This is a genomic window from Streptomyces sp. DSM 40750, from assembly GCF_024612035.1.
Classification (GTDB): domain Bacteria; phylum Actinomycetota; class Actinomycetes; order Streptomycetales; family Streptomycetaceae; genus Streptomyces.
In genome coordinates this window covers 10,506,368-10,526,555 of record NZ_CP102513.1, presented here as the reverse complement: position 1 = coordinate 10,526,555, position 20,188 = coordinate 10,506,368, and the positions used below count along the sequence as shown (strand labels likewise).

The following is a 20,188-nucleotide window of genomic DNA, read 5'->3' as shown; positions in this document are numbered from 1 at the left end:
CACCGGTCTCGGCGATGAGTAGGCGACAGCCCGGTTCCGGTGCCGGCCGGGCGCGGGTGGCCGGCAGGGCGCTCTGGCCGCCGCGCCGGCGCGCGTGGGGCAGCACCGCGCCGCCGAACGTGCCACTTGCCGGCCTCCACGCATGATCTTGACCGTCACATGGCCACGGCTGCTCCTTTAGCCGACGACTGGCCGTCACCCCGCGCACGCAAGCGCTTGGCGGTCGAGCGGGAGTGGCAGCCTTCAGCGCAGATCGGCCTGATATCGCTGTGCTGTCCAGCGAGCCGTCTCGCTGGACAGCACAGCCGGTGCAAGGGCCGACCGGGCGTGGCGAGGAGTTGCTCGTGGACGCCGCCCCGCCGGGGAGGAGAGCACCCGTGCGGCCACCTGGCACACCAGGTGGTGGCAACTGCCGATCCCGCCGGTCCTGGAGGACCGGATCCCGGGGTCAGTTGAAGGGGTCGAGGGTGATGTACGCCTGCTGCGGATCGCCGTCGTGCACGAGCGACTCGTGGTTGCCCACGTCGTCGAACGCGAAGGCGTACGCCTTGCCGTCGGCCATCTGCGCGTGGATCTTCCGGGCGTAGTGGTTCGTGACGACGTCCGCGTAGAAGCCGGAGCTGCTGGGGTCGGGCTGGTTGGGGTTCGTCAGGAGCGTCGAGCGGTTGAAGCCTGCGCACAGGGTGCGGGAGATCGGGCCGCGTACCAGGTCGTTCGGGGCGTCCAGACGCTTGTAGCAGCCGAAGATGCTGTCGGCGTCCGGCTTCTGGAAGGTGGTGACGACGGCACCGGAGGTGTTGGTGAAGTTCATGACGCTGCCGGAGACCCGCCCGTAGTACTTGGTGTTCGGCTGATCGCCGAAGGGCGTGACCGTCAAGGTCGAAGTGCTGTACTTCTGCCACACGCGGTTGATGTAGTCGTCCATCACGCTCGCCGACATCGCGCCCGCCGCGATGCCGTGCCCGGGTGCCAGGGCCCGTAGAACCGTGCCGTCGGAACGGGTCTGGATGAGGTTCGCCCAGCCGCCCGGCTGGCCGCGCAGCGCATTGAAGAAGCCGTTGTAGCCGCCGGGCTTCAGGTGGCCGGTGTTCTTCACAGTGCCGTTGGCGGCCTTCACGCCGACCGCGTACGGCGCGGAGAACATGTCGACCTGGGTGCTGTTGATCCACAGGCCGGAGTCGTTGAGGGTGTACTCGGTCCAGTTGAACAGGATGTTCCTGTTGGGGTCGGACGGGTTCTGCACCGCGGGCTGCACGAGGCCGCCGGTGGTCAGCTTGAAGACGAGCTTCTGGCCGTAGGAGAAGTAGACGCGGCCGGAGAACTTCGGCATCCGGAGTGTCATGGTCTGGCCGTTGGCCGGTCCGGCGATCGACGCGTCGGGCGCGTCGGTCGGCGGGTTGCCGCCGGCGGGCCATGCGTGGAACACGCCGTTCGCGTCGGCCCAGCCCTGCTGGCCGGTGGTGAGCAGGGTGCCGATGTTGTAGACGTAGACCTGGTCACCGCGCCCCGAGTTGTTGCTGATCGTCAGGGGGATGGTGGTCGGCACGGCGGCCTGTGCCTGGCTGCCGGTACCCGTCCAGGTGATACCCAGACCGATGGCCAGGGCTGCCAGCATGGCGGCCAGCGTCCTTCGCGTCACAGAGATGGACACATCGTTCTCCTTATTTGGTCCTTGGTGCAGGGCTGTGGGAGAGCGGGGAGGAGGACGGACCGGCGGCGTGACCGGACGAGTGAGCGAGTGGTCAGCCGATGGCGACGCCCAAGGTCGTTGAAGGCACCGTGGCCGCCCTCGCCCTGCCAGGCGTAGACGGTGGCGGCGTCGGTCGTGTCGCCCCCGAGGACGTACTCGGCGTTGCCGCACACCGACACCACGCCACCGGAGCTGAGCAGGACCTAGCCGGCTCGTCCGTCGCCGTCAAAGTCCGCCCAGCGGACAGGTGGCGGAACCCGGTCCTGCCGGCACGAGCACCAGGAGGACCCCATCGGCCGCGAGGGCTGCGGCGGACGCCCACCGCTTCAGGCGCCGGGTTCGCATGCCGCGGCGCGCGGGTGGAGGTCTGCGGTGGAGGGACGGACATGGTTCTCCTCCTCTTGCGGCACGGGCGGCTGGTGGGGGTCAGGAGGCGGCGTTCATCAGATCGAGGGCACTCTGCTGGCGGGCGGCGTCGGTCTTGTCCAGGGGGCCGTACCAGCGCAGGCCGTACTGGCCGAGCGCGTTGCGGTCGGACGCGTAGGCCTGTGCGGCCTGCTTCCTGAGGTACGCCGTGTAGGGGCGGTCGGACAGGACCGCGTTGAGCTTCGCCAGGCCGCGTACGTCGGCGCCCTTGAAAGAGGGCCCGTCGGCACCGCAGTCACCGCTCTCGCAGGGGTCCTTGAGGATGCCCACCGAGGTGTTGAGTCTGCTGGATGTGGTGTTGGCGTCGGCGATCCGACGGGCCGCGGTGAGTACGGAGGAGTCGCCCGTGGCCTTGTACAGCTCGGTCAGACCGCCGACCAGTTGACCCTGGTTGTACGACCAGACCGTACTGTTGCCGTTCTTGCACGTACTCAGGCTGATGCCGTCGCCCACCGTCTGGTCGGAGTTGATCATGCCGGTGCCCTGGAACCAGGTCCAGTCCGCCTTCGCGCGCTGAAGGTATGTGGTGTCGCCCGGGATGCGGTTGTGCAGGGCGGCGTTGAGTTCGATGTAGAGGGAGTTGGGGATGGCGTTCTTCACCGTCTTCGCGGTGCTCCACCACACCCCGCCGCCGCACGTGTTGTCCCAGTAGGAGGCCATGTAGTCCGCGTCGGCCCGGGCCGTGGCCAGGTAGCGGGGGTCGCCGGTCAGGTCGTAGGCCGCGATCCAGGTCAGGCCCCACCATCCGGTGTCGTCGATGTAGTCATTGCGGAACTGCCCCGCATGGGCGTTGACCTGCAGGTCGTAGGTGCGGCCGATGGCGTAGGCGTAGCTCCGCATGCCGGTCACCCGGGCGTTGTCGATGACGGCATGCAGCGCGTTGGCGGAGTTCCACCAGCCGGTGGTGTCGAACAGGCCGGTGCCGTAGTCGTAGAACTGCATCTGCGCGGTGGCCGCCGCGGTGCGCCGGTCGGCGGCGTTCCAGGTGGAGCGGGCCCAGGGCGTGCAGACGATGTCGGTGCGGTCGGCGGCCTTGCCGCAGGCGCGCAGGGCGCCGACGCCGTGGTTCGCCCAGTCGTCGACGTTATACATCATGGTTCGCCAGCCGCTCTGGCCCGCCGGGATCGTGGTGGCGCCGATCCTGCTGCCCGAGGACCAGGTGCGACCGCCGTCGAACGACCGGTCCATCCACACCTCGTCCCCGGGGCTGCCGTTGCCTATGGACGCCCAGCCCATGGCGTCGGCGTCGTTGAAGTGCAGCACGAACGTGCGCGAGAAGAGCGTGGCGGTGACGGGTTTGCGGTCCTGGCTGCTGAGGGCCGGGTCCCGCGCGTCGCAGTACTTGTTGCACACCGCCGCCTCCGCCGCCGCGGAAGCGGTCGGAGCGACCTGAACGACTGACATCGTTGTCAGAAAACTCAGCAGAAGTGCGGTGAACAATGATCGCTTGGCGCGCATGGAAGAACTCCCGAGGCTTGCCGAACACTGCGGTGGGGCACGGGGGCTGGTCCTGGAAAGCGTGTGCGCAGACGCTAACCGGAAGCGGTGTACACGTCAATGGTCTGGACCTGGCGCAACTCCGCGACATCGCCGGACAGTCGAGTCGGCCGGCGCGGCGGCGCCGCACCCCGGCGGCGAGCGGTGTGCTCAGCCAGTGCCGCCGCGGCGGCGCGCGAGCACACCGGCCGTGGTGAGCAGGGCGAGCAGGACACCGGTGAACCACGTCATCGCGGTGGTCACGGCGGTGTAGCGGGTGGCGATGCCGAGGCCGATCGCGGGCAGGGCGAGGCCCAGATAGGAGACGAGGAAGAGCCCGGCGAGGGCTTCACCGCGGTCGGCACCGTCGTCGCCATGGCGACGACGGTGCCGACCGCGGACTTGAACAGCACTCCGGCGCGAGCTTCTCGTCCACCGTGATGAAGGCGACGCACAGTTCCGGGAGCGGGTTCAACCGCTGGCGCGCCCGACCTTCGAACGGCTCACCCCGAATCAGGCCGCAGGGTTCCGTCGGATGGACTTCTCACCGGTCCTCGCCCGTGCATTGGCTCGCAAGATCAACGGCTTCTAAATCGCGACGGGGGAGCTGTCGGCTACTGCTCTCCCAGACATCCTTTCTGGCAGCCGCAGGGCCGCCGGAGCAGACCGGGACGACAGTCCGCGTCACGTGGCGCGGGTCAGCAGCGGCATGGCAACGCCGTCGACCAGATACTCGACGAACTCCGCATCCAGAGGCAGGCCGAGCAGAGCGTGGCGCATGAACAGGGCCGGTGCACAGAGCTCGTCGATGAATCGCACGTCCTGGTCCAGGGCGAGTTCTCCACGCCGTTCTGCGCGCTCGCAGACAGCCCGGACGGGCGGTACAGCGGGGATCAGCAAGGGGCGCAGCAGCGCCGCGAGCTCAGCATCATTGCGCATGGTGACGAAAAGACCGCTGATCACGGCGCCTGGCTCGCCCCCCATCCACTCGGCGAGCAACTGGAGGTATGCCAGGAGGTCGCCGCGCAGCGTGCCGGTGTCCGGCACCTGCAGGTCTTCGGCCGGGCGCAAGCTCATGGCCGTGGTCACCAGTTCCGCCTTGGTGGGCCAGTGCCGGTACAGCGTGGCTTTGCTCGTCCTGGCGCGGGTCGCCACTGCCTCGTAGTGCAGTCCCTGGTAACCGGACTCAGCGAGTATCTCGTAGACGGCTCGCAGGATGGTCCGCTCACGGCTTGCCGAGAGCCTCTTGGCAGGTCGGGCGACCGCCGTGGTCGGTGCCGCCGGCTCGGACATGGCGCCCCCTCGCTTCTCCAACGTGGACAATCTCGGCGCGTGCCCGAACGCTCATCCCACAACGGTTGAGTCGGGCAGTTGTCCCAACAAAGTCGAAGCCTTGGACGGCTCCTTGATCCTTTACAGGATACGCGGCAGTCGACACAGCCACCGACCGGTTCCGAGGTCGAGTCACTGCTGCTGACCAGGGAGAATGCCGGTTCCGGCGGCCAACGGGGCCGGATTCACGCTCTGACCCCGCCGTGCCGGCCGCTCCGGTGCCGCACCCGGCACCGGAGCCGTTCCACGCGGTCAGCCGAGTCCATCTGCCCCGATCTGGACGGCGGACTCGTCCAGCAAGGAGCTGCTCACCGGCTGCTGCCGTCCGTCGAGGTCGAGAACCGGGGTGGCCTCCTTGTACCAGGACTCGATCACCGCGTTGCCCCAGAAGTCGCGGCGGCGGTCGTCGTTGACGTTCCACCGGTACGTCTCGTGGTCCGGGTCGCCGGTGTAGTAGTCGGAGGTGTAGATCTCCACCCGGTGGCCGTCGGGATCGCGCAGGTAGACGTAGAAGGCGTTGGAGACACCGTGTCGGCCGGGCCCGCGCTCGATGTGCTTCTCCTCGTGCAGCGCGCCGAAGATGTCGGCGGTGCGCAGCACCTGGTGGGACTCGTGGGTCGCCACGCCGAGGTGGTGCAGGCGGGGACCCGCGCCACCAGTGAAGGCGACGTCGTGGACGGTCTGCTTGCGGTACATCCAGGCCGCGTACAGCTCGTGCTCGTCGCCCTCGATGGTCTCCGAGCAGCCGAAGCCGAGGGACTGGTAGTGGGCGTAGGCGGCGGGTATGTCGGGGGTGCAGATGTTGAAGTGGTCGAGGCGGGCGATCTGGGCGCCGCGGTGGAGGTCGTAGCGCTGGATGAGGCGCTCACCACGCTCGATCTCGTGGAAGAACTCGACCGGGAAGCCGAGCGGGTCGACGACGCGTACGGCGTCTCCGACTCCGACCGTGCCCTCACCCTTCTTCAACCGCTTGACCGGGCAGCCGAGTCCGGCGAAGAACTTCTCCGCCTTGTCGACGTCCTCAGGGGTGCGGACGCGGTAGGAGATGTGGTCGAGAGCGGCGATCTCACCCTTGCGCAGCACGAGCGAGTGATGGGTGAGCTCATCGGTCCCGCGCAGGTAGAGGGAGTCGGCGTCCTCGTACTGGACGTGGAATCCGAGCATGTCCACCCAGAACCAGCGGGCTTTGGCCAGGTCGGTGACGGCGAGCTGGGCGTAGGCGGAGCGGACGACGTCCGGTGCGGCTGTTCCAGTCATCGAACGGCTCCGAATCGTGGGGTGTGGACGTCACCGAGGGCGACGTGGACGATCTTGGACTCGGTGTAGAAGTCGATGGAGTGAGCCCCGCCCTCGCGGCCTACGCCCGACGCCTTGACGCCGCCGAAAGGCGTGCGCAGGTCCCGGACGTTGTGGGAGTTGATCCAGACCATGCCGGACTCGACGGCGTGCGCGATGCGGTGGCCGCGCTTGAGGTTCGAGGTCCAGATGTAGGCGGCCAGGCCGAACTGGGTGGCGTTGGCGAGCTCGATGGCCTCGGTCTCGTCGTCGAAGGACGCGGCAGCCACGACCGGGCCGAAGATCTCCTCCTGGAAGATACGGGCGTCACGCTCGACGTCGGCGAACACGGTCGGCTGGAGGTAGTTGCCCTCGATGAGGTGGTCCGGGCGGGCGCCGCCCGCCACCAGCCGGGCCTCCTTCTTGCCGATCGCGACGTAGTTCAGGACGCGCTCGTAGTGCTCCGTGTGGACCAGCGCCCCCACCTCGGTGGCGGGGTCGGAGGGCAGGCCGACCCTGACCCGCTCGGCTCGCTCGGCGAGGCGGCGGGTGAACTCCTCGTACAGCGGGCGCTCGACGAGCACCCGGGAACCCGCCGTGCAGCGTTCGCCGTTGAGCGAGAACACGCCGAAGACCACGGAGTCCAGGGCTGCCTCGATGTCGGCGTCGGCGAAGACGACGACCGGGGACTTGCCGCCCAGCTCCATCGACACCGTCTTCAGGTGCTCGGCGGAGGACCGGATGATGTGCCGGCCCGTGTCGGAGGAGCCGGTGAAGGAGATCAGCGGCACGTCCGGGTGGTCGACGAGGGCCTGGCCGGCCTCCTCGCCGATGCCGTGGACGATGTTCACCACCCCGGCGGGCACGCCTGCCTCTTCGAAGATCTCCGGCCACAGCGACGCGGACAGCGGGGTCCACTCGGCCGGCTTGAGGATCAGCGTGCAGCCGGACGCCAGCGCGGGTGCGAGCTTCCAGCTCTCCAGCATGAACGGGGTGTTCCAGGGAGTGATCAGGCCAGCGACCCCCACCGGTGTGCGCACCACGTAGCTGAACTGGTCGTCGCCCTGCCGGAACGCCTCCTCGCCGAGGGCCACGATGACGTCGGCGAAGTAGCGGAAGTTCTCGGCGGCGCGCCGCGCCTGGCCACGGGCCTGGGTGATCGGCAGCCCGGAGTCGTACGACTCGAAGGCGGCGAGGCGGTCGTGGCGGGCCTCGACGGCGTCGGCGATGCGGTACAGGACGCGAGCGCGTTCGCGGTTGGCTGTGGACGACCAGCCGGGGAAGGCGGCCTGCGCTGCCTCGACGGCCCGCTGGACGTCGTCCTGCGCACCACGTGCGGCCTGTGTGTAGGTGGTGTTGGACACCGGGTCGGTGACGTCGAAGGTGCGGCCGTCGGCCGCGTCGACGAGTTCGCCACCGATCCAGTGCCGGATGGTCGAGGGCAGGCCCTCGGGGGCGGTGCTCACTTGTCGGCTCCGTTCTGCTGGGTTCCGAGCTGCTGCGTCAGGTCCCCGCCCTCGGCGAGGAGGGTGCGGATGCGGGCCAGGCCCGGGGCGGTGGGCGTGATGAGCGGCGGCCGTACGTGAGGCGAGGCGATCCGTCCCTGCTGGGCGAGGACCCACTTCGCCGGGGCCGGGTTGGTCTCCACGAACAGCAGGTCCACCAGCGGGTGCAGGCGGTAGTGCAGGTCGCGTGCGCCGTCGAAGTCCCCCGACTCCCACAGCTCGTACATCCTTGCCACGGCGGTCGGCGCCAGGTTGGCCACGGCGCTGACGAAGCCGGCGCCCCCCAGGGCGAGCAGCGGCAGGCAGAGGAGTTCGATGCCGGACCACACCAGCAGCGAGCGGCCGCAGGCGTGCAGCACACGGGAGAAGTGCTCGAAGTCCTTGGTGGTCTCCTTGACTCCGACGAAGTTGTCGAAGTCGGTGAACAGCCGCCTCACCGTCTCGGGGGCAATGTCGACGGCCGTGCGCGAGGGCACGTTGTACGCGACGATCGGCAGGTCCGGGAACTCCCGTGCGACGGTCGCATACCACTGGTACAGCGCCTCCTGGGTGGGGCGCGCGTAGTAGGGGGTGATCACCAGGGCCGCGTCCGCTCCCAGGTCCTGGGCGGCGGCCGTCAGCTCCAGGGTCTCGTTCAGCTTGTGCGAGCCGGTGCCGGGCAGGAAGGGCACCCGGTCGCCGGTCTCCTCGACGGCCGTACGCATGGCGGCGATCCGCTCGGCGACGGTCTGTGCGCTGGGCTCGCCGGTGGAGCCGCCGAGCGAGATGCCGTGCGAACCGGACTCCAGCTGGAAGCGGATCAGAGAGCGCAGGCTGTCGTGGTCGACGGCGCCCTCGTCGGTGAACGGGGTGACGACCGGGGCGATGGATCCGCGGATGGTGGCGGGATCACTGCGGAACTTCATGCGGTTTCTCCTTGCGACTCTTGCGAAGGGGCGTGGCTGCGGCGCCACTGCTCGAACGGTTCGTGCCAGTCGGGACCGAGGGGATACAGCCCGTCGACGCTGTGCCCGGCACGCACCTGCTCGGTGATGAAGCGCTCTCGCAGCTCCTGCTCCCGGCAGTCGGCGATCAGCTCCTCGGCCAGCTCGGGTGGCACGACCACGACACCGTCCGCGTCACCGACGATCAGGTCGCCCGGCTGCACCAGCGCGCCGCCGCACGCGATGGGCACGCCCGAGTCCCACGGGACGTGGCGGCGTCCCAGGACGGAGGGGTGCTCCCCACCGTGGTAGACGGGCAGGCCGAGTTCGGTGACCGCGGCGCTGTCCCGCAGGCCGCCGTCGGTGACGACGCCGGCCGCACCACGCGTCTGGGCACGCAGCGCGAGGATGTCGCCGAGGGTCCCGGCGGAGGTGTCGCGGCGTGCGTCCATGACGAGCACGTGGCCCGGCCTCAGCTCCTCGATCGCCCGCTTCTGGGCGTTCATGCCGTTGCCGTACTTCTTGAACAGGTCCTCGCGCAGCGGCAGATAGCGCAGGGTGTGCGCGACGCCGACCATGGTCCGGTCCGGCAGCGTGGGGCGGACGCCGTCGATGGACATGTGCGGCAGACCGCGGGCACGGAGCTGTGCGCTGAGGGTGGCGACGGCGACCGAGCGCAGCCCCTCCTCGAACCGCTTGTCCAGCAGGGACGCAGGAGTGTACGCCGTCCCGTACGCGGCCTCCCGCTCCGCCGGATCGGCCTTGGGCATCGCCCCGTACGGGTCCAGCGCGGGCCCGGCGGCGACGGGATTGCGGAGGCGGCCGGTGGACAGCCCGTTTCCGGTCACCTCGACCTCGACCACGTCACCAGGGGCCACCACGGAGGCCCCGGCCGGCGTGCCGGTGAGGATGACGTCCCCCGGCTCCAGGGTGACCTGCCTCGACAGGTCCGCGATCAACTCGCCGAACGGGAACAGCAGCGTGTCCGTGGTGTCGTCCTGGACCAGTTCGCCGTTGACCCAGGTCTGCAACCGCAGGGCGGCCGGGTCGAGTTGGCGTGCGTCCAGCAGTCGCGGCCCGATCGGCGTGAAGCCGTCTCCGCCCTTGGAGCGGAGGTTGGAGCCGCGATCGGCGTAGCGCAGGTCGTACACACCCGCGTCGTTGGCGGCGGTCACCCATCGCACGTACTGCCAGCCGTCCTCGGGCCTCACTCGCTGCGCGCGCGAGCCGATGACGAGGGCGATCTCGCCTTCGAAGCCGAGGAGTTCGCATCCCTCGGGGCGGACGAGTGCCTCCTTGGTGCCGGCCAACGACGAGGGTGGCTTGAGGAAGTACGACGGATGGGCGGGGATCCGGCCGCGCTCCTTGGCGCGGCTGGGGTAGTTGAGATGCAGAGCGATGATCTTCGACGGGGAGTTCCCGAGCGGGTGCGTCATGTCGTCCGTCCGGGCTCAGGCGCGGTCGAGGAAGGCCTGGACCCTGGCCTTGTACGGCTCGCGGTCGTAGCTCTTCACGTACGCGCCGGCCATCCGCACGGGGTCGCCGAAGAAGTAGTACTCGTACAGCGCCTGGCGGCTGGAGAACGCGGAGATGCAGGTGTCCCACACCAGGCGGAAGAGCTTCACACGCTCGGGGCCGGTGAGGGTGGCCGACTGGAGGTAGGCCTCGATGTCGGCGGCGCCGGGCCCCTGGATGTCGAGTTCGGTCGGGGTGGCCATCAGGCCGGAGGCGCCGAGCTTGCGCAGGATCTGCGGGAAGCGCTGGTAGAGCTTGGGGTAGAGGTTGCGGGCGGCGTTCAACGGGGCGAAAGCCGGGGTGAGGACCCCGTACTCGTTGACCTCGGCGTCCGCCTCGGCGGCGCGCAGGAAGGCGCGCAGCGTCTCCAGGGTGGTGATGATCTCGGCGACGTCCTCCTGGACGTGCTGGAACTGCTCGATGCCGATGGCCTCGGTGAGCAGTGTCACCAGGCCGAGGATGTACTCGGTCTTGGCGGTGGTGCGGGTGACGACCTGGTGGGTCATGTGCACCACGGAGGACGTCTGGGAGTAGAAGCCGTTGCACAGCTCGGCGTCGCCGAGGGCGAAGCAGCGCTCGAAGGGCACGTGCACGTCGTCGAAGACGACCACACAGTCCGACTCCTCGAAGCGGGAGGCGAGGGGGTGGTCGTGCCGGGGGCGGTCGTAGTCCAGCGGTTCGCGGGCGATGTAGCGCAGGCCGGGGGTGTCGTTGGGGATGGCGAAGGCGTACGAGTACGGCTTGTCCTCGGGGGTGCCGCGCAGCACGGTCGAGGGGAACACCAGCATCTCGTCGGCGAACGGGGCGATCGTCGCGAGCATGCGCGCCCCGCTGATGACGACGCCGTTGTCGTCCTCCCTCACGATCCGCGCGGCCAGCTTGCCGCCGGCCTGCTGGGTACCGGCCACGGCCCGGTTGACCTGCGGCGGGATCAGCGTGTGGGTGCACAGCAGGTCCTCTTCGCGGGCCTTCTCGTAGTAGCGGCGGATGTTCTCGCCGAAGGCGGGGTCGGCCTGGGCGAACCAGTCGGCGGCCGAGGCGAGCGCCATCAGGGAGCTGTTCATGTAGTCGCCGGTGCGGCCGAGCATGCCGTTGCTGTGGTCGGCCCACACCTTGAACGCCTTACGGCGCTTGACCAGATCGTTCGGGGTCTTCGGGGTGAGGAAGGACGTGCCGACCGGCTCGCCGGACGTGGGTGAGGTGTAGGTGAGGACGTCCTTGTGTTCGTCGCTGTGCTGGAGGTCGTACAGCTCGGCGTAGGTCCGCACCACGTTGCGGAAAGCGGGGTGCTCCTGGATTCCTCCGGTGAGCGTCTCGCCCTGGATGTGGACGGTCGGGCGGGAGGCGGCGAGGCGCTCCAGGTATTCCTTGCCGGTGCGTGCGGCCATGGTCGTTCTCCTGGGGAGTGGGCTGGGGCTTGAGAGGGGGCGGGGACGGGCGGAAGAGCTTCAGAAGAGGTGCTCGATGCCGTCGGTCGACTCGGTCGTGGACGCGAAACGGCTCCAGGCGTAGGTCAGGGCGTCGCCGTCGCGGTGACCGAGGTCGGTGACGCGGCCGAGAACCAGGGTGTGGTCGCCGCCGTCGTACGCGCGCCAGGGCTCGCACTCCACCCAGGCGAGCGGGTCGGCCAGCCGGGGGACGCGCGCGCCCTCCGCCCAGCGGGGCTCCGCGGTGCTCCGGGCCCCGGCGAACAGCCGGGCCAACTGCTCCTGTTCGGCACCGAGGATGTTCACGCAGAAGGGCCCGTCGGCCGGTTGGTCGTGGCAGCGGGCCCGGCGGGCGACGCTGACCAGGACCAGCGGCGGTTCGGCGGACACGGACGTGAAGGAGTTCATGGTGGCGCCCCGCGGACCGCTGTCGGTCGCGTAGGACACCACCGTGACGCCGGTGGCGAAGCGGGACATGCAGGCACGCAGCGCGCCGGGACTGGGGGGAGCGAGTGCTTCGGGCATACGAGGCTCCTTGGGATCGATCGCCCGCCGGACCGTCCCCGTCGACGGAGAAGGAGGAACGGCCTGGGCTACCCGGCCGCACATCGGGACGCACGGCCGGGAGGAGACCTGCCCCCTGACAGACCCAGGGGACAAAGCAGAACAACTACTGCTCAGGGCATATAATCAATGCTTTGATTAATTGGGGACCGTACCCCTGTCGGCATCTGGAGGGAAGCCCTCGGGCGAAGGTTTTTTACGATCCGGAAACCTGGACAGGGTGCCGACGTGTGCCCGCTTCCCGAGTGCGGCCCGTGATGCCGCCCGACCTAGACTCCGACTGTGACCCAGGAACCGGAACCGCTGGATGCCGACCACCTGCACTTCTGGTCGTTCATCGATCACGCCATCGACCGGGCCTCGCGGGAACTCCCCGGCATCGACCCGCTCGCCATGCGGCTGGTGCTCACCCTCCACCGCGCGGCCAACATGCTCGTCTACGACCTCGAATCCGCCGTACACAGGCCTCGCGGCTGGTCATGGCCCGGCTTCCGAGTACTGTTCGCCATCTGGCTGTCGGGCCCGGTCGAGGCGAAGAAGGTCGCGGAGCTGTCCGGCATGAGCCGAGCCGCCGTGTCGGCGCTGGTGAACACGCTGGAACGGGACGGCCTGGTGAGCAAGGAGCGCGCCTCCTACGACGGGCGCGCGGTCCAACTCGGCCTCACCGAGGCCGGCCTGCAGGCGATCACCACCGCCTTCCAGGCACACAACGCACGTGAACAGGAGTGGGCGGGCGCCCTCAGCGAGGACGAGCAGCAGACCCTCATCGAGTTGCTCGGCAAGCTGACCGCGCACTCCGCGCACTTCGACGTCCGGCATCGGACCTGAGGGGTTTTCCCACGGCAACGAGCCAATGGCAGGCGTCCTACCTGGCGGACGGCGACTGCTTCGCCGCCCAAGCCGCCCACGCCGCCCACGCCGCCCACCGAGCCGACCGCATGTGCGGCACCGGCGCTCGAAACCGCCGTACCGGTTGCTGCAGGCATCTGGCGGTGGTGCCCAAGGAGGTGCGGCCGCCACCGGCCGGGGCATCACCGCATCGTGGGGCACCCCGGGTGTGAATGACGACGAGCTCTACCCAGCGCCGGGCGTCAGCGGGCCGCCCGGTCCATCCCCGAAGACGGCCGGTCAGCCGATCAGATGCAGCCCGTCCCCGAAGTCGATGCGCGCGAGGTCGGCGCGCGAGGCGATACCGAGCTTGGGGAACACGTTGGCCAGGTGATGACTCACCGTACGAGGACTGATCAGCAGCTGTGCCCCGATCTCCCGGTTGGTGAGCCCCTGCGCGGCAAGCCGTGCGACTCTCAACTCCTGCGGCGTGAAGATGGCTGCGGTGTCCCGGGCCGGTGCGGAGTCGCGGCGCAGATGCTGCCCGGTCAGTTCCTGTTCGGCCCGGGTGCGGGCAAGCAGGGGCGCCGCGTCGAGTCGCTGGAAGGTTTCCGCGGCTTCGGCCAGCTGTATCCGGGCGTCGGTACGGCGGCGGGCCCGCCTCAGCCACTCGCCGTACAGCAGGCGCGTGCGGGCGTAGTTGAAGGGCCGCGACTCGGCTCCGGGAACATCCAGCGCAAGCCGGAACTGCTTCTCCGCATCCACCCCCGACGCCAGCAGGGCATGGACCAGGTGCGTCGCGGAGATCGCCCACGCCGCCTCGGTCCGTTCGGCCCACCGCCGCAGCAGCCGCGCCTGTTCCTCGGCCGTCGCCCGCTGCCCGGCCTGGAGGGCGGCCTCGGCGGTGTCCGGCGCGGCGAGCACCGCGACGGTGGCGTTCGCCGCGTGGTGCCTGTGCTCGGTCAGCCGGACCAGGCGGTGCAGCGCCTCCTCGGCCCGGCCTGCGAAGAGCGCCGACATACCGAGGTTCCACTCCGCGCCGGCGCTGAAGACGCGCATCCCACGCGGCACCCATACCTCGATGGTCCGGGCGGCGCAGTCTGCGACGGTCCGCTCATCGCCTCGCGCGGCGGCCAGCCATCCGAGACTGGCGCGGCACTGCGCCGCCAAGATGTCGTCGCCGGTCCCCTCAGCCATGTGGAGCCCCTCAAGGGCGTTCGCCGTGGCCGAGATCCAGGAGCCCTGCGCGATGTCGAGCGCCACGGTCTGGGCCAGGGCCTGGGTCAGGGCGGTGACCTGGTCCGTGTGCCGCAGCGTGTCGGTCTCGCGGCGGAGCGCCTCCTGCAGGGCGGACTCGATGCCCCAGGCCACCGCCAGCGGTGCCGGTGGCATCAGGAGCCAGGAACTGCCGCTGAGCCGGGTGAGGATGTCAGCGACGGGGGCCACGATCTGGTCGCGGTCATCGGCGCCGCCGCCCGGTTCCTGCGTCCACCATTGGCGCAGCAACGGCAGCAGATCGGCGTGCGGGAAGTTCCCTTGCGGGAGCCGCCGCTCGAGCCGTTGGAGCGCCTCGCGCTGCAGTGCGCCATGACTGGCCGCCCACGCCGCCCGCAGCGCCATGCTGCCGAGCTTTAACGCCTGCCCGGGATCGGCCACCCGCCCCATGTCCCGGGTCAGCTGACGGCAGGCGGTTTCCAGATCGCCGTGCGCGAACTCGATCAGCCCGCGCAACCCCTCGCTGAGATCCGCGACCGTGGAAGCGGAGGAAAACCCTTCGGCCCGCTCCAGCATGCCCCGCGCCACGTCGACCTGGCCGGCCTCCCAGGCCGCCCTCGCCCCGTGAGCCAGTCGTCTCGCCGCGTCGTCCGTCGAGGGGGACAACTTCGCCGCACGCCGCAGGGCACGGGCCGCCGTGGCACAGCCACCGCGCGCCCAGGACCGGTGGGCCGACTCTTCCAGGAGCCGGGCCACCTCCTCGTCGGGTCGGCCCACGGCTTCCAAAGCCGCGGCGAGGTGCCAGGGGCGCAGCTCGTCGGCGTTCTCACCGGTCAGTACGGCGGCGAGCGCATGATGAACGGCCTGGCGGTTCGCGGGCTGCGCGTCCTCGTAGACCACGGCCTCCATCAGTTGGTGGCGGAAACAGATCCGCCCGGCCGAGCGCGTGGTGAGCAGGCCCGAGTGCAGCGCCTCGTCCCACGCGATGGCGTCGAGGCCGAGCACAAGCCCGGCCTGGCGCACGGTGTTGCGGTCACTACGGTCATCGGCGGCGGCGAGAAGGAGCGCGGTGCGGGCAGGCGCGGACAGCCTCTCGATCCGGGCGCGGAAGGCACGGCGCAGGCGTGGCCCGACGGCGATCTGCTCATCGGCAAGAGGGTGCGCCGAGATGTCGCCGGCCGCCACGGATGTGGGCAGCTCCTGGAGTGCGAGGGGATTTCCGGCTGCCGCGCGGACCGTGCGGCGGATCACTGACTCGCCCGCGTGCGGAGCGACGGCACGGGCGAGGAGCCGGGCGTCCTCGTCGCCCAGCTCCCGCACCTCCATGGCCGCCAGCTTCTCCCAGGGGCCGTCGACGGGGTCGTCGTGTCCGGTGAGGAGCATGACCACGGGTTCGTTGCGCAGCCGGCGCGCGACGAAGGCCAGGCACTGTGCGGATGGCTCGTCGAGCCATTGGGCGTCGTCGGCGATGATGAGCACCGGCCGTTCCTCGGCCAGCTCGCCGACGAGCGTCAGTACGGCCACGCCGATCAGGAACCGGTCCGCCACGTCGCTGCTGGTACCGAGCGCCCCGTTCAGGGCGTTGGCCTGCGGCTCCGGGAGCGTGCCGATCCGCTGCGTCACCGGCCACAGCAATTCGTGCAGAGCGGCGAAGGCGAGCCCCGACTCAAGACGAGTACCCGCGCATCGCAGGACGGTGAAGTCCGCAGCGGCTGACTCGCCCACGTATTCGAGCAGGGCGGTCTTGCCGATGCCGGGTTCACCCCACAACATCATGGTCGCTCCGGATCCCTGACGGGCACCGTCGAGGATCCGGTCGAGGGCTGCCTGCTCCTGGCGCCGTCCGTATAGGTCCATTTACTTGAAACCGTAAGGGCCAGCTGCCGCCCGAGTCACTCCTGGTACCCCGCGTTCCACCAGATTTGGCAGTTCCATGACCGATACGGTGACGGATCCGCTGCCATCCCTTCATCAGTAGCGTCGGAAACGTGATCAGCGCATTCGCGAAACCGCCCTACGCCGTCGGTCCGACAAGCCGGAGGCATCAGCACGCTCCGCCATGTCGTTCCCGCCCGGGACTTCGACGGACAACTCCGCGCACTCAACCGGCCGGCCGACTGTCGACCGTGAAGCAATCACCAAGATCTCAGTGGGCGTTTGATGTTGATTCGCGCCGGCTGTTTCAGCATGCTTTGCCGCATCTGTCACCAACGCGTACGGCCTGAAATGCCTGGAAGCTCCCTGCCGGAGGAGAGCTTCCACGCCCACCCAGTGGGCGGTTCATAGGGTGATGTCCGTTTCTCGGTGACGTTGGGGCAGGGCGCCGGTCGCGGGTTTCGGGCGGCTACCGCTTCCTGGAGAAGCCGCCGACGTCGGCCTCGGTGAGGACGTCGAGCCTGACTAGGCGTTTCAGTTTGGCGCGGGTGCCTTCGATGTTCTTCGGCGGCAGTTCATGCCCGAGGGCTTCTCACACACCACGGGGCCGGAGGGGGCCGGTGACCTCGTTGAAGACGGCGAGGACGCGGGGACAGTCCGGGTACTCGGGCAGGTGTCGGGCGCGGTGGTCTCGGCCGGGAGGCGGTCCGCGAGGGTGGTGATGGCCTTCCGGGTGATCGTCAAGTGTTCGTCATCGCCGACGCGGCGCGCTCGCTGCCGCACACGCTGCGCCCCGTTCTCCGCCGTGACGTTCCCGGCCGACGGCGTGCGCCGGTGCTCGACCAGTAGGCCGCCACGCGATCCCACCTCGGAACTCGCTTGCGGTCTCTCGGTCACCCGGATAACATTACGATCGTAAGCCAATAAGGGTCGCCCTCCCGGTAATGGCGCTCGTGATCGGCGAGTCCGGGCTCGGACGGGGTGGTCGCACAACCCCTGTCCCATGGTGGCGTCCGCGGCAAGCAAGTCATCACCGGCAACCGCTGATCCCGCCCGACCGCGACGGGCGGCCCCAACCGCACCGAAACAAAACAAGCAAGGAGAAGCCACCATGAGCACCAACGCCACACCGAACGAACCCGTCATCACCTCCTACGCGCATGCCCCGGCCCGCACCATCACCACCGGCGGCGTCACCTACGCCTACCGCGAGCTGGGGCCCAAGGGCGGCATCCCCGTCGTCTTCTTCGTCCACCTCGCCGCGACCCTGGACAACTGGGACCCGCGCATCATCGATCCCATCGCCAAGGGCCGTCACGTCATCGCCTTCGACAACCGCGGTGTCGGAGCCTCCACCGGCCAGGTGCCGGACAGCGTCGAGGCCATGGCCGACGACGCCTACGCCTTCATCTCGGCGCTCGGGTTCGACAAGATCGACATCTTCTCCTTCTCCCTCGGCGGCTTCGTCGCCCAGGCCCTGGTGGTGAAGCACCCCGAACTCGTCCGCAAACTCGTCCTCACCGGCACCGGGCCCAAGGGCGGCAAGGACATCGAAAAGGTGGTCGCCACCACGTACTGGGACACGCTGCGCGCCACCTTGACCCGTTCGGACCCCAAGGAGTTCCTGTTCTTCAACCGCGACTCCGCCGGCAAGGCCGCCGCGCGCGCGTTCGTCAACCGGCTCAACGAGCGCACCGTCGACCGCGACGCGAAGATCAAGGTCAAGGCGTTCCAGACGCAGCTGAAGGCGATCAAGAAGTGGGGGCTCTCCACCCCCGACGACCTGTCGAAGATCACCCATCCCACGCTGATCGCCAACGGCGACAACGACCGCATGGTCCCCTCGATCCTCTCCGAGGACCTGCACCGGCGCATCAGGAACAGCGAGCTGATCATCTACCCCGACTCCGGCCACGGCGGCGTCTTCCAGTACTACGACGAGTTCGCCCCGGTCGCGGTCGAGTTCCTCGCCTGATGACCACCACCTGACCAGGAAGAGAAAGGCAACACCATGAGCATGCCACCGGCCGCCGTGCAACTGGACGTGAAGAAGCACTTCACCTCCTCGATCCTGTTGTGGGTGCGCACCGACCAGCCCCGCCAGACCGGCATGGACTACTGGAAGGGCCCGCACTCAGGGATCATCTCCGCCACCCCGGGCCTGGAGGAGTACCGCCAGATCCACCTCTCCGAGGACAACCCGGGCCGGTGGCCGGCGACCGGCGGAGTGGAGACCTCGATCCCCGTCGACCGGAAGATCGACGGCGTCGCGGAAGTCACCTTCCGATCGGCGCTTGCGCCCTCGCAGGGGCGTAAGCAGACGAAGCTGGCCTACGAGGACGAGATCAACGTGTTCCGCCGCACCCTGCTCTACGCAGGCCCGCCGAACTCATCCCGCTGGTATGACGTCGCAGGCCCGGAAGAAAAGGTCGGTGCCCGCGTCATGGTCTACCTGCGCCGCAGAAACGGGGCCAACGCAGGTGAGTTCCGGAAGTTCATCAAGAACCAGCTCGTCCCCGCACTCGCCGGCACCGGAGTGCTGAAGGAGCTGCGCACGCAGACGTTCCTGCCCTGGATCGAAAAGCTCTGGGACACCCCGAACGTCGCCCACGACAACCCCCACGACCAGCGCTTCCACGCCTCCCTCATCCTCGGGTTCGCCGACACCGCAGCACGGGACGCCTTCTTCACCGGCAAGGTGATCCAGGACCTGTCCGACCAGCTGGCACCGCTGGTCTCAGCGATCCACGCCTACGACGTCGCCGCCGCCCTCACCTATGTCAAGAACGGCGAGATCCTCCCGCGCTACCAGGAGTGAGCGGCAACGGCCGGAAGCAAGACCACCGGACCTGCTCGGTAACCCATCCGCCCCAGGCGTCCCCGCCCCACTGACGCCCCGTCGCCATCCGATATCCCTCACACATCTGGAGCCGGACCATGAGCGAGCAAAGCACCATCCGCTACGAGCGCACCTCACCCCAGGTCGCGAAGATCACGTTCTCCAACCCGCCCGTCAACCTCATCGTCGGCGAGACCGTCCTGCGCCTCATCCAGATCGTCGAGGAACTGGCCACCGACCCGGACATCCAGGTCGTGGTGTTCGACAGCTCCACCCCCGACTTCTTCTACAACCACTTCGACCTGGCCGCCGCCGCCGACTTCCCCGCCCCCGAGGACGAGAACGCGGTGCCGGCATGGACGGATCTGGTCCTGAAGCTTTCCAAGGCGCCCTACATCACCATCGCGGCCATCCGCGGACGCACCCGCGGTGGCGGGAACGAACTCGCCCTCGCCCTCGATCTGCGGTACGCCAGCCGGGAGAGAGCAATTTTCGGGCAGCCCGAGGTGGGCAGCGGACTACTCCCCGGCGGTGGCGGCACCGAACGCCTCCCCCGCGCCATCGGACGCGACCGCGCCCTGGAAGCCATCCTCACCAGCGACGACTACGACGCCGACACCGCCGAACGCTGGGGCTGGACCACCCGTTCCCTCCCCGACAGTGAACTCGACGCCTTCGTCGACACGATCGTCGGCCGGCTCGCCTCCTTCGACCGCGCCTCCCTCGCCTCGGCCAAAGCCCAGATCAACCGAGCATCCCTGCCCCCGGACGCGGATCTGATCGCCGCCTACAGCGAGTTCGCCCACTCCCTCACCCTCCCCGGGTTCCTCACCCGTGCCGCCGGCACGCAGGCCATCGTCGAGAAGGCCGGCATCGACTTCGAGTACCGCCTCGGGCAGTACATCGGCATCGCCAACCAGCAACTCTGACACTCCAGCACGGCGGAAGTGCCTTGGCGGTCGCTGGACGAACTACACCGGATGAGGCTCGACGAAGTGCTCACCGAGCACGGCCCGACCGGGTTCACCGACACCGACCGGGCCCCACTCGTCAACGCCTGGCACCGCCTGAGCCCATGGCCCGACAGCCGCGACGGTCTGTCCCAGCCGCGCGAGACCCATATCACCGCCACCTTGCCCAATGGCAGCACCGCACTACTCATCCACCTTGCCCGCGCCGGCAGATCGCCGTTCGACACCATCCTGTCCGCCGAACTGATCCACAGCTGCAAGCCCGACCCAAGGTGCACCTGATGGCGGGCCCTGACCCAGGGTTTTGGACACCAGAGACACTCCGAT

At 69.1% G+C, this 20,188-nt stretch carries 15 protein-coding genes; 5 read left to right on the top strand and 10 right to left on the bottom strand.

Annotated elements, in window-relative coordinates:
• Positions 1 to 448: 448 nt before the first annotated feature.
• The 9 genes from JIX55_RS45975 to JIX55_RS45935 form a co-directional block, all read right to left on the bottom strand.
• On the bottom strand, positions 449 to 1,615 hold the full coding sequence (locus JIX55_RS45975; protein ID WP_257569215.1) for a glycoside hydrolase family 64 protein: 1,167 nt from the start codon (positions 1,613 to 1,615) through the stop codon (positions 449 to 451).
• A gap of 501 nt (positions 1,616 to 2,116) precedes the next feature.
• Positions 2,117 to 3,520 (bottom strand): glycoside hydrolase family 76 protein, encoded by a 1,404-nt coding sequence (locus JIX55_RS45970; protein WP_257561963.1) that lies wholly within the window; start codon positions 3,518 to 3,520, stop codon positions 2,117 to 2,119.
• A gap of 756 nt (positions 3,521 to 4,276) precedes the next feature.
• Positions 4,277 to 4,885 carry a TetR/AcrR family transcriptional regulator gene (locus tag JIX55_RS45965; protein WP_257561964.1) on the bottom strand — a complete coding sequence of 203 codons (609 nt, stop codon included), beginning with the start codon at positions 4,883 to 4,885 and terminating at the stop codon, positions 4,277 to 4,279.
• A gap of 291 nt (positions 4,886 to 5,176) precedes the next feature.
• Complete coding sequence (hpaD, locus tag JIX55_RS45960) at positions 5,177 to 6,181, bottom strand: 3,4-dihydroxyphenylacetate 2,3-dioxygenase (protein WP_257561965.1); 1,005 nt, start codon at positions 6,179 to 6,181, stop codon at positions 5,177 to 5,179.
• Positions 6,178 to 7,665, bottom strand: coding sequence for a 5-carboxymethyl-2-hydroxymuconate semialdehyde dehydrogenase (gene hpaE / locus JIX55_RS45955; RefSeq protein WP_257561966.1), 1,488 nt, complete (start codon positions 7,663 to 7,665; stop codon positions 6,178 to 6,180). Before hpaE ends, hpaD begins: the two co-directional genes overlap by 4 nt.
• A complete protein-coding gene (gene dapA, locus JIX55_RS45950; protein WP_257561967.1) occupies positions 7,662 to 8,609 on the bottom strand; it encodes a 4-hydroxy-tetrahydrodipicolinate synthase in 948 nt (315 codons plus the stop codon). Before dapA ends, hpaE begins: the two co-directional genes overlap by 4 nt.
• Entirely contained in the window at positions 8,606 to 10,063 is a 1,458-nt protein-coding gene (locus tag JIX55_RS45945; protein WP_257561968.1) for a fumarylacetoacetate hydrolase family protein, read from the bottom strand. Before JIX55_RS45945 ends, dapA begins: the two co-directional genes overlap by 4 nt.
• 15 nt (positions 10,064 to 10,078) lie before the next feature.
• Positions 10,079 to 11,530, bottom strand: coding sequence for a 4-hydroxyphenylacetate 3-monooxygenase, oxygenase component (gene hpaB / locus JIX55_RS45940; protein WP_257561969.1), 1,452 nt, complete (start codon positions 11,528 to 11,530; stop codon positions 10,079 to 10,081).
• A gap of 60 nt (positions 11,531 to 11,590) precedes the next feature.
• A complete protein-coding gene (locus tag JIX55_RS45935) occupies positions 11,591 to 12,094 on the bottom strand; it encodes a flavin reductase family protein (protein WP_257569151.1) in 504 nt (167 codons plus the stop codon).
• Positions 12,095 to 12,415: 321 nt separating this feature from the next.
• On the opposite strand from JIX55_RS45935, the gene JIX55_RS45930 reads away from it, so the two are divergent.
• The gene (locus tag JIX55_RS45930) at positions 12,416 to 12,961 is read left to right on the top strand and encodes a MarR family winged helix-turn-helix transcriptional regulator (protein ID WP_257569150.1); all 546 of its coding nucleotides are present in this window, start codon (positions 12,416 to 12,418) and stop codon (positions 12,959 to 12,961) included.
• Between the two features lie 300 nt (positions 12,962 to 13,261).
• Here JIX55_RS45930 and JIX55_RS45925 read toward each other — a convergent pair whose 3' ends face one another.
• Positions 13,262 to 16,033, bottom strand: coding sequence for an ATP-binding protein (locus tag JIX55_RS45925; protein WP_257569149.1), 2,772 nt, complete (start codon positions 16,031 to 16,033; stop codon positions 13,262 to 13,264).
• Positions 16,034 to 17,162: 1,129 nt separating this feature from the next.
• Here JIX55_RS45925 and JIX55_RS45920 point away from each other — a divergent pair.
• The 4 genes from JIX55_RS45920 to JIX55_RS45905 all read left to right on the top strand — a co-directional run bounded on the left by JIX55_RS45920 (position 17,163) and on the right by JIX55_RS45905 (position 20,143).
• Positions 17,163 to 18,026 (top strand): alpha/beta fold hydrolase, encoded by an 864-nt coding sequence (locus JIX55_RS45920; protein ID WP_257569148.1) that lies wholly within the window; start codon positions 17,163 to 17,165, stop codon positions 18,024 to 18,026.
• 36 nt (positions 18,027 to 18,062) lie between these two features.
• On the top strand, positions 18,063 to 18,869 hold the full coding sequence (locus JIX55_RS45915; protein ID WP_257569147.1) for a strictosidine synthase: 807 nt from the start codon (positions 18,063 to 18,065) through the stop codon (positions 18,867 to 18,869).
• Between the two features lie 119 nt (positions 18,870 to 18,988).
• A complete protein-coding gene (locus tag JIX55_RS45910) occupies positions 18,989 to 19,819 on the top strand; it encodes an enoyl-CoA hydratase/isomerase family protein (RefSeq protein WP_257569146.1) in 831 nt (276 codons plus the stop codon).
• Between the two features lie 51 nt (positions 19,820 to 19,870).
• On the top strand, positions 19,871 to 20,143 hold the full coding sequence (locus tag JIX55_RS45905; RefSeq protein ID WP_257569145.1) for a hypothetical protein: 273 nt from the start codon (positions 19,871 to 19,873) through the stop codon (positions 20,141 to 20,143).
• The last annotated feature ends 45 nt before the right edge of the window (positions 20,144 to 20,188 follow it).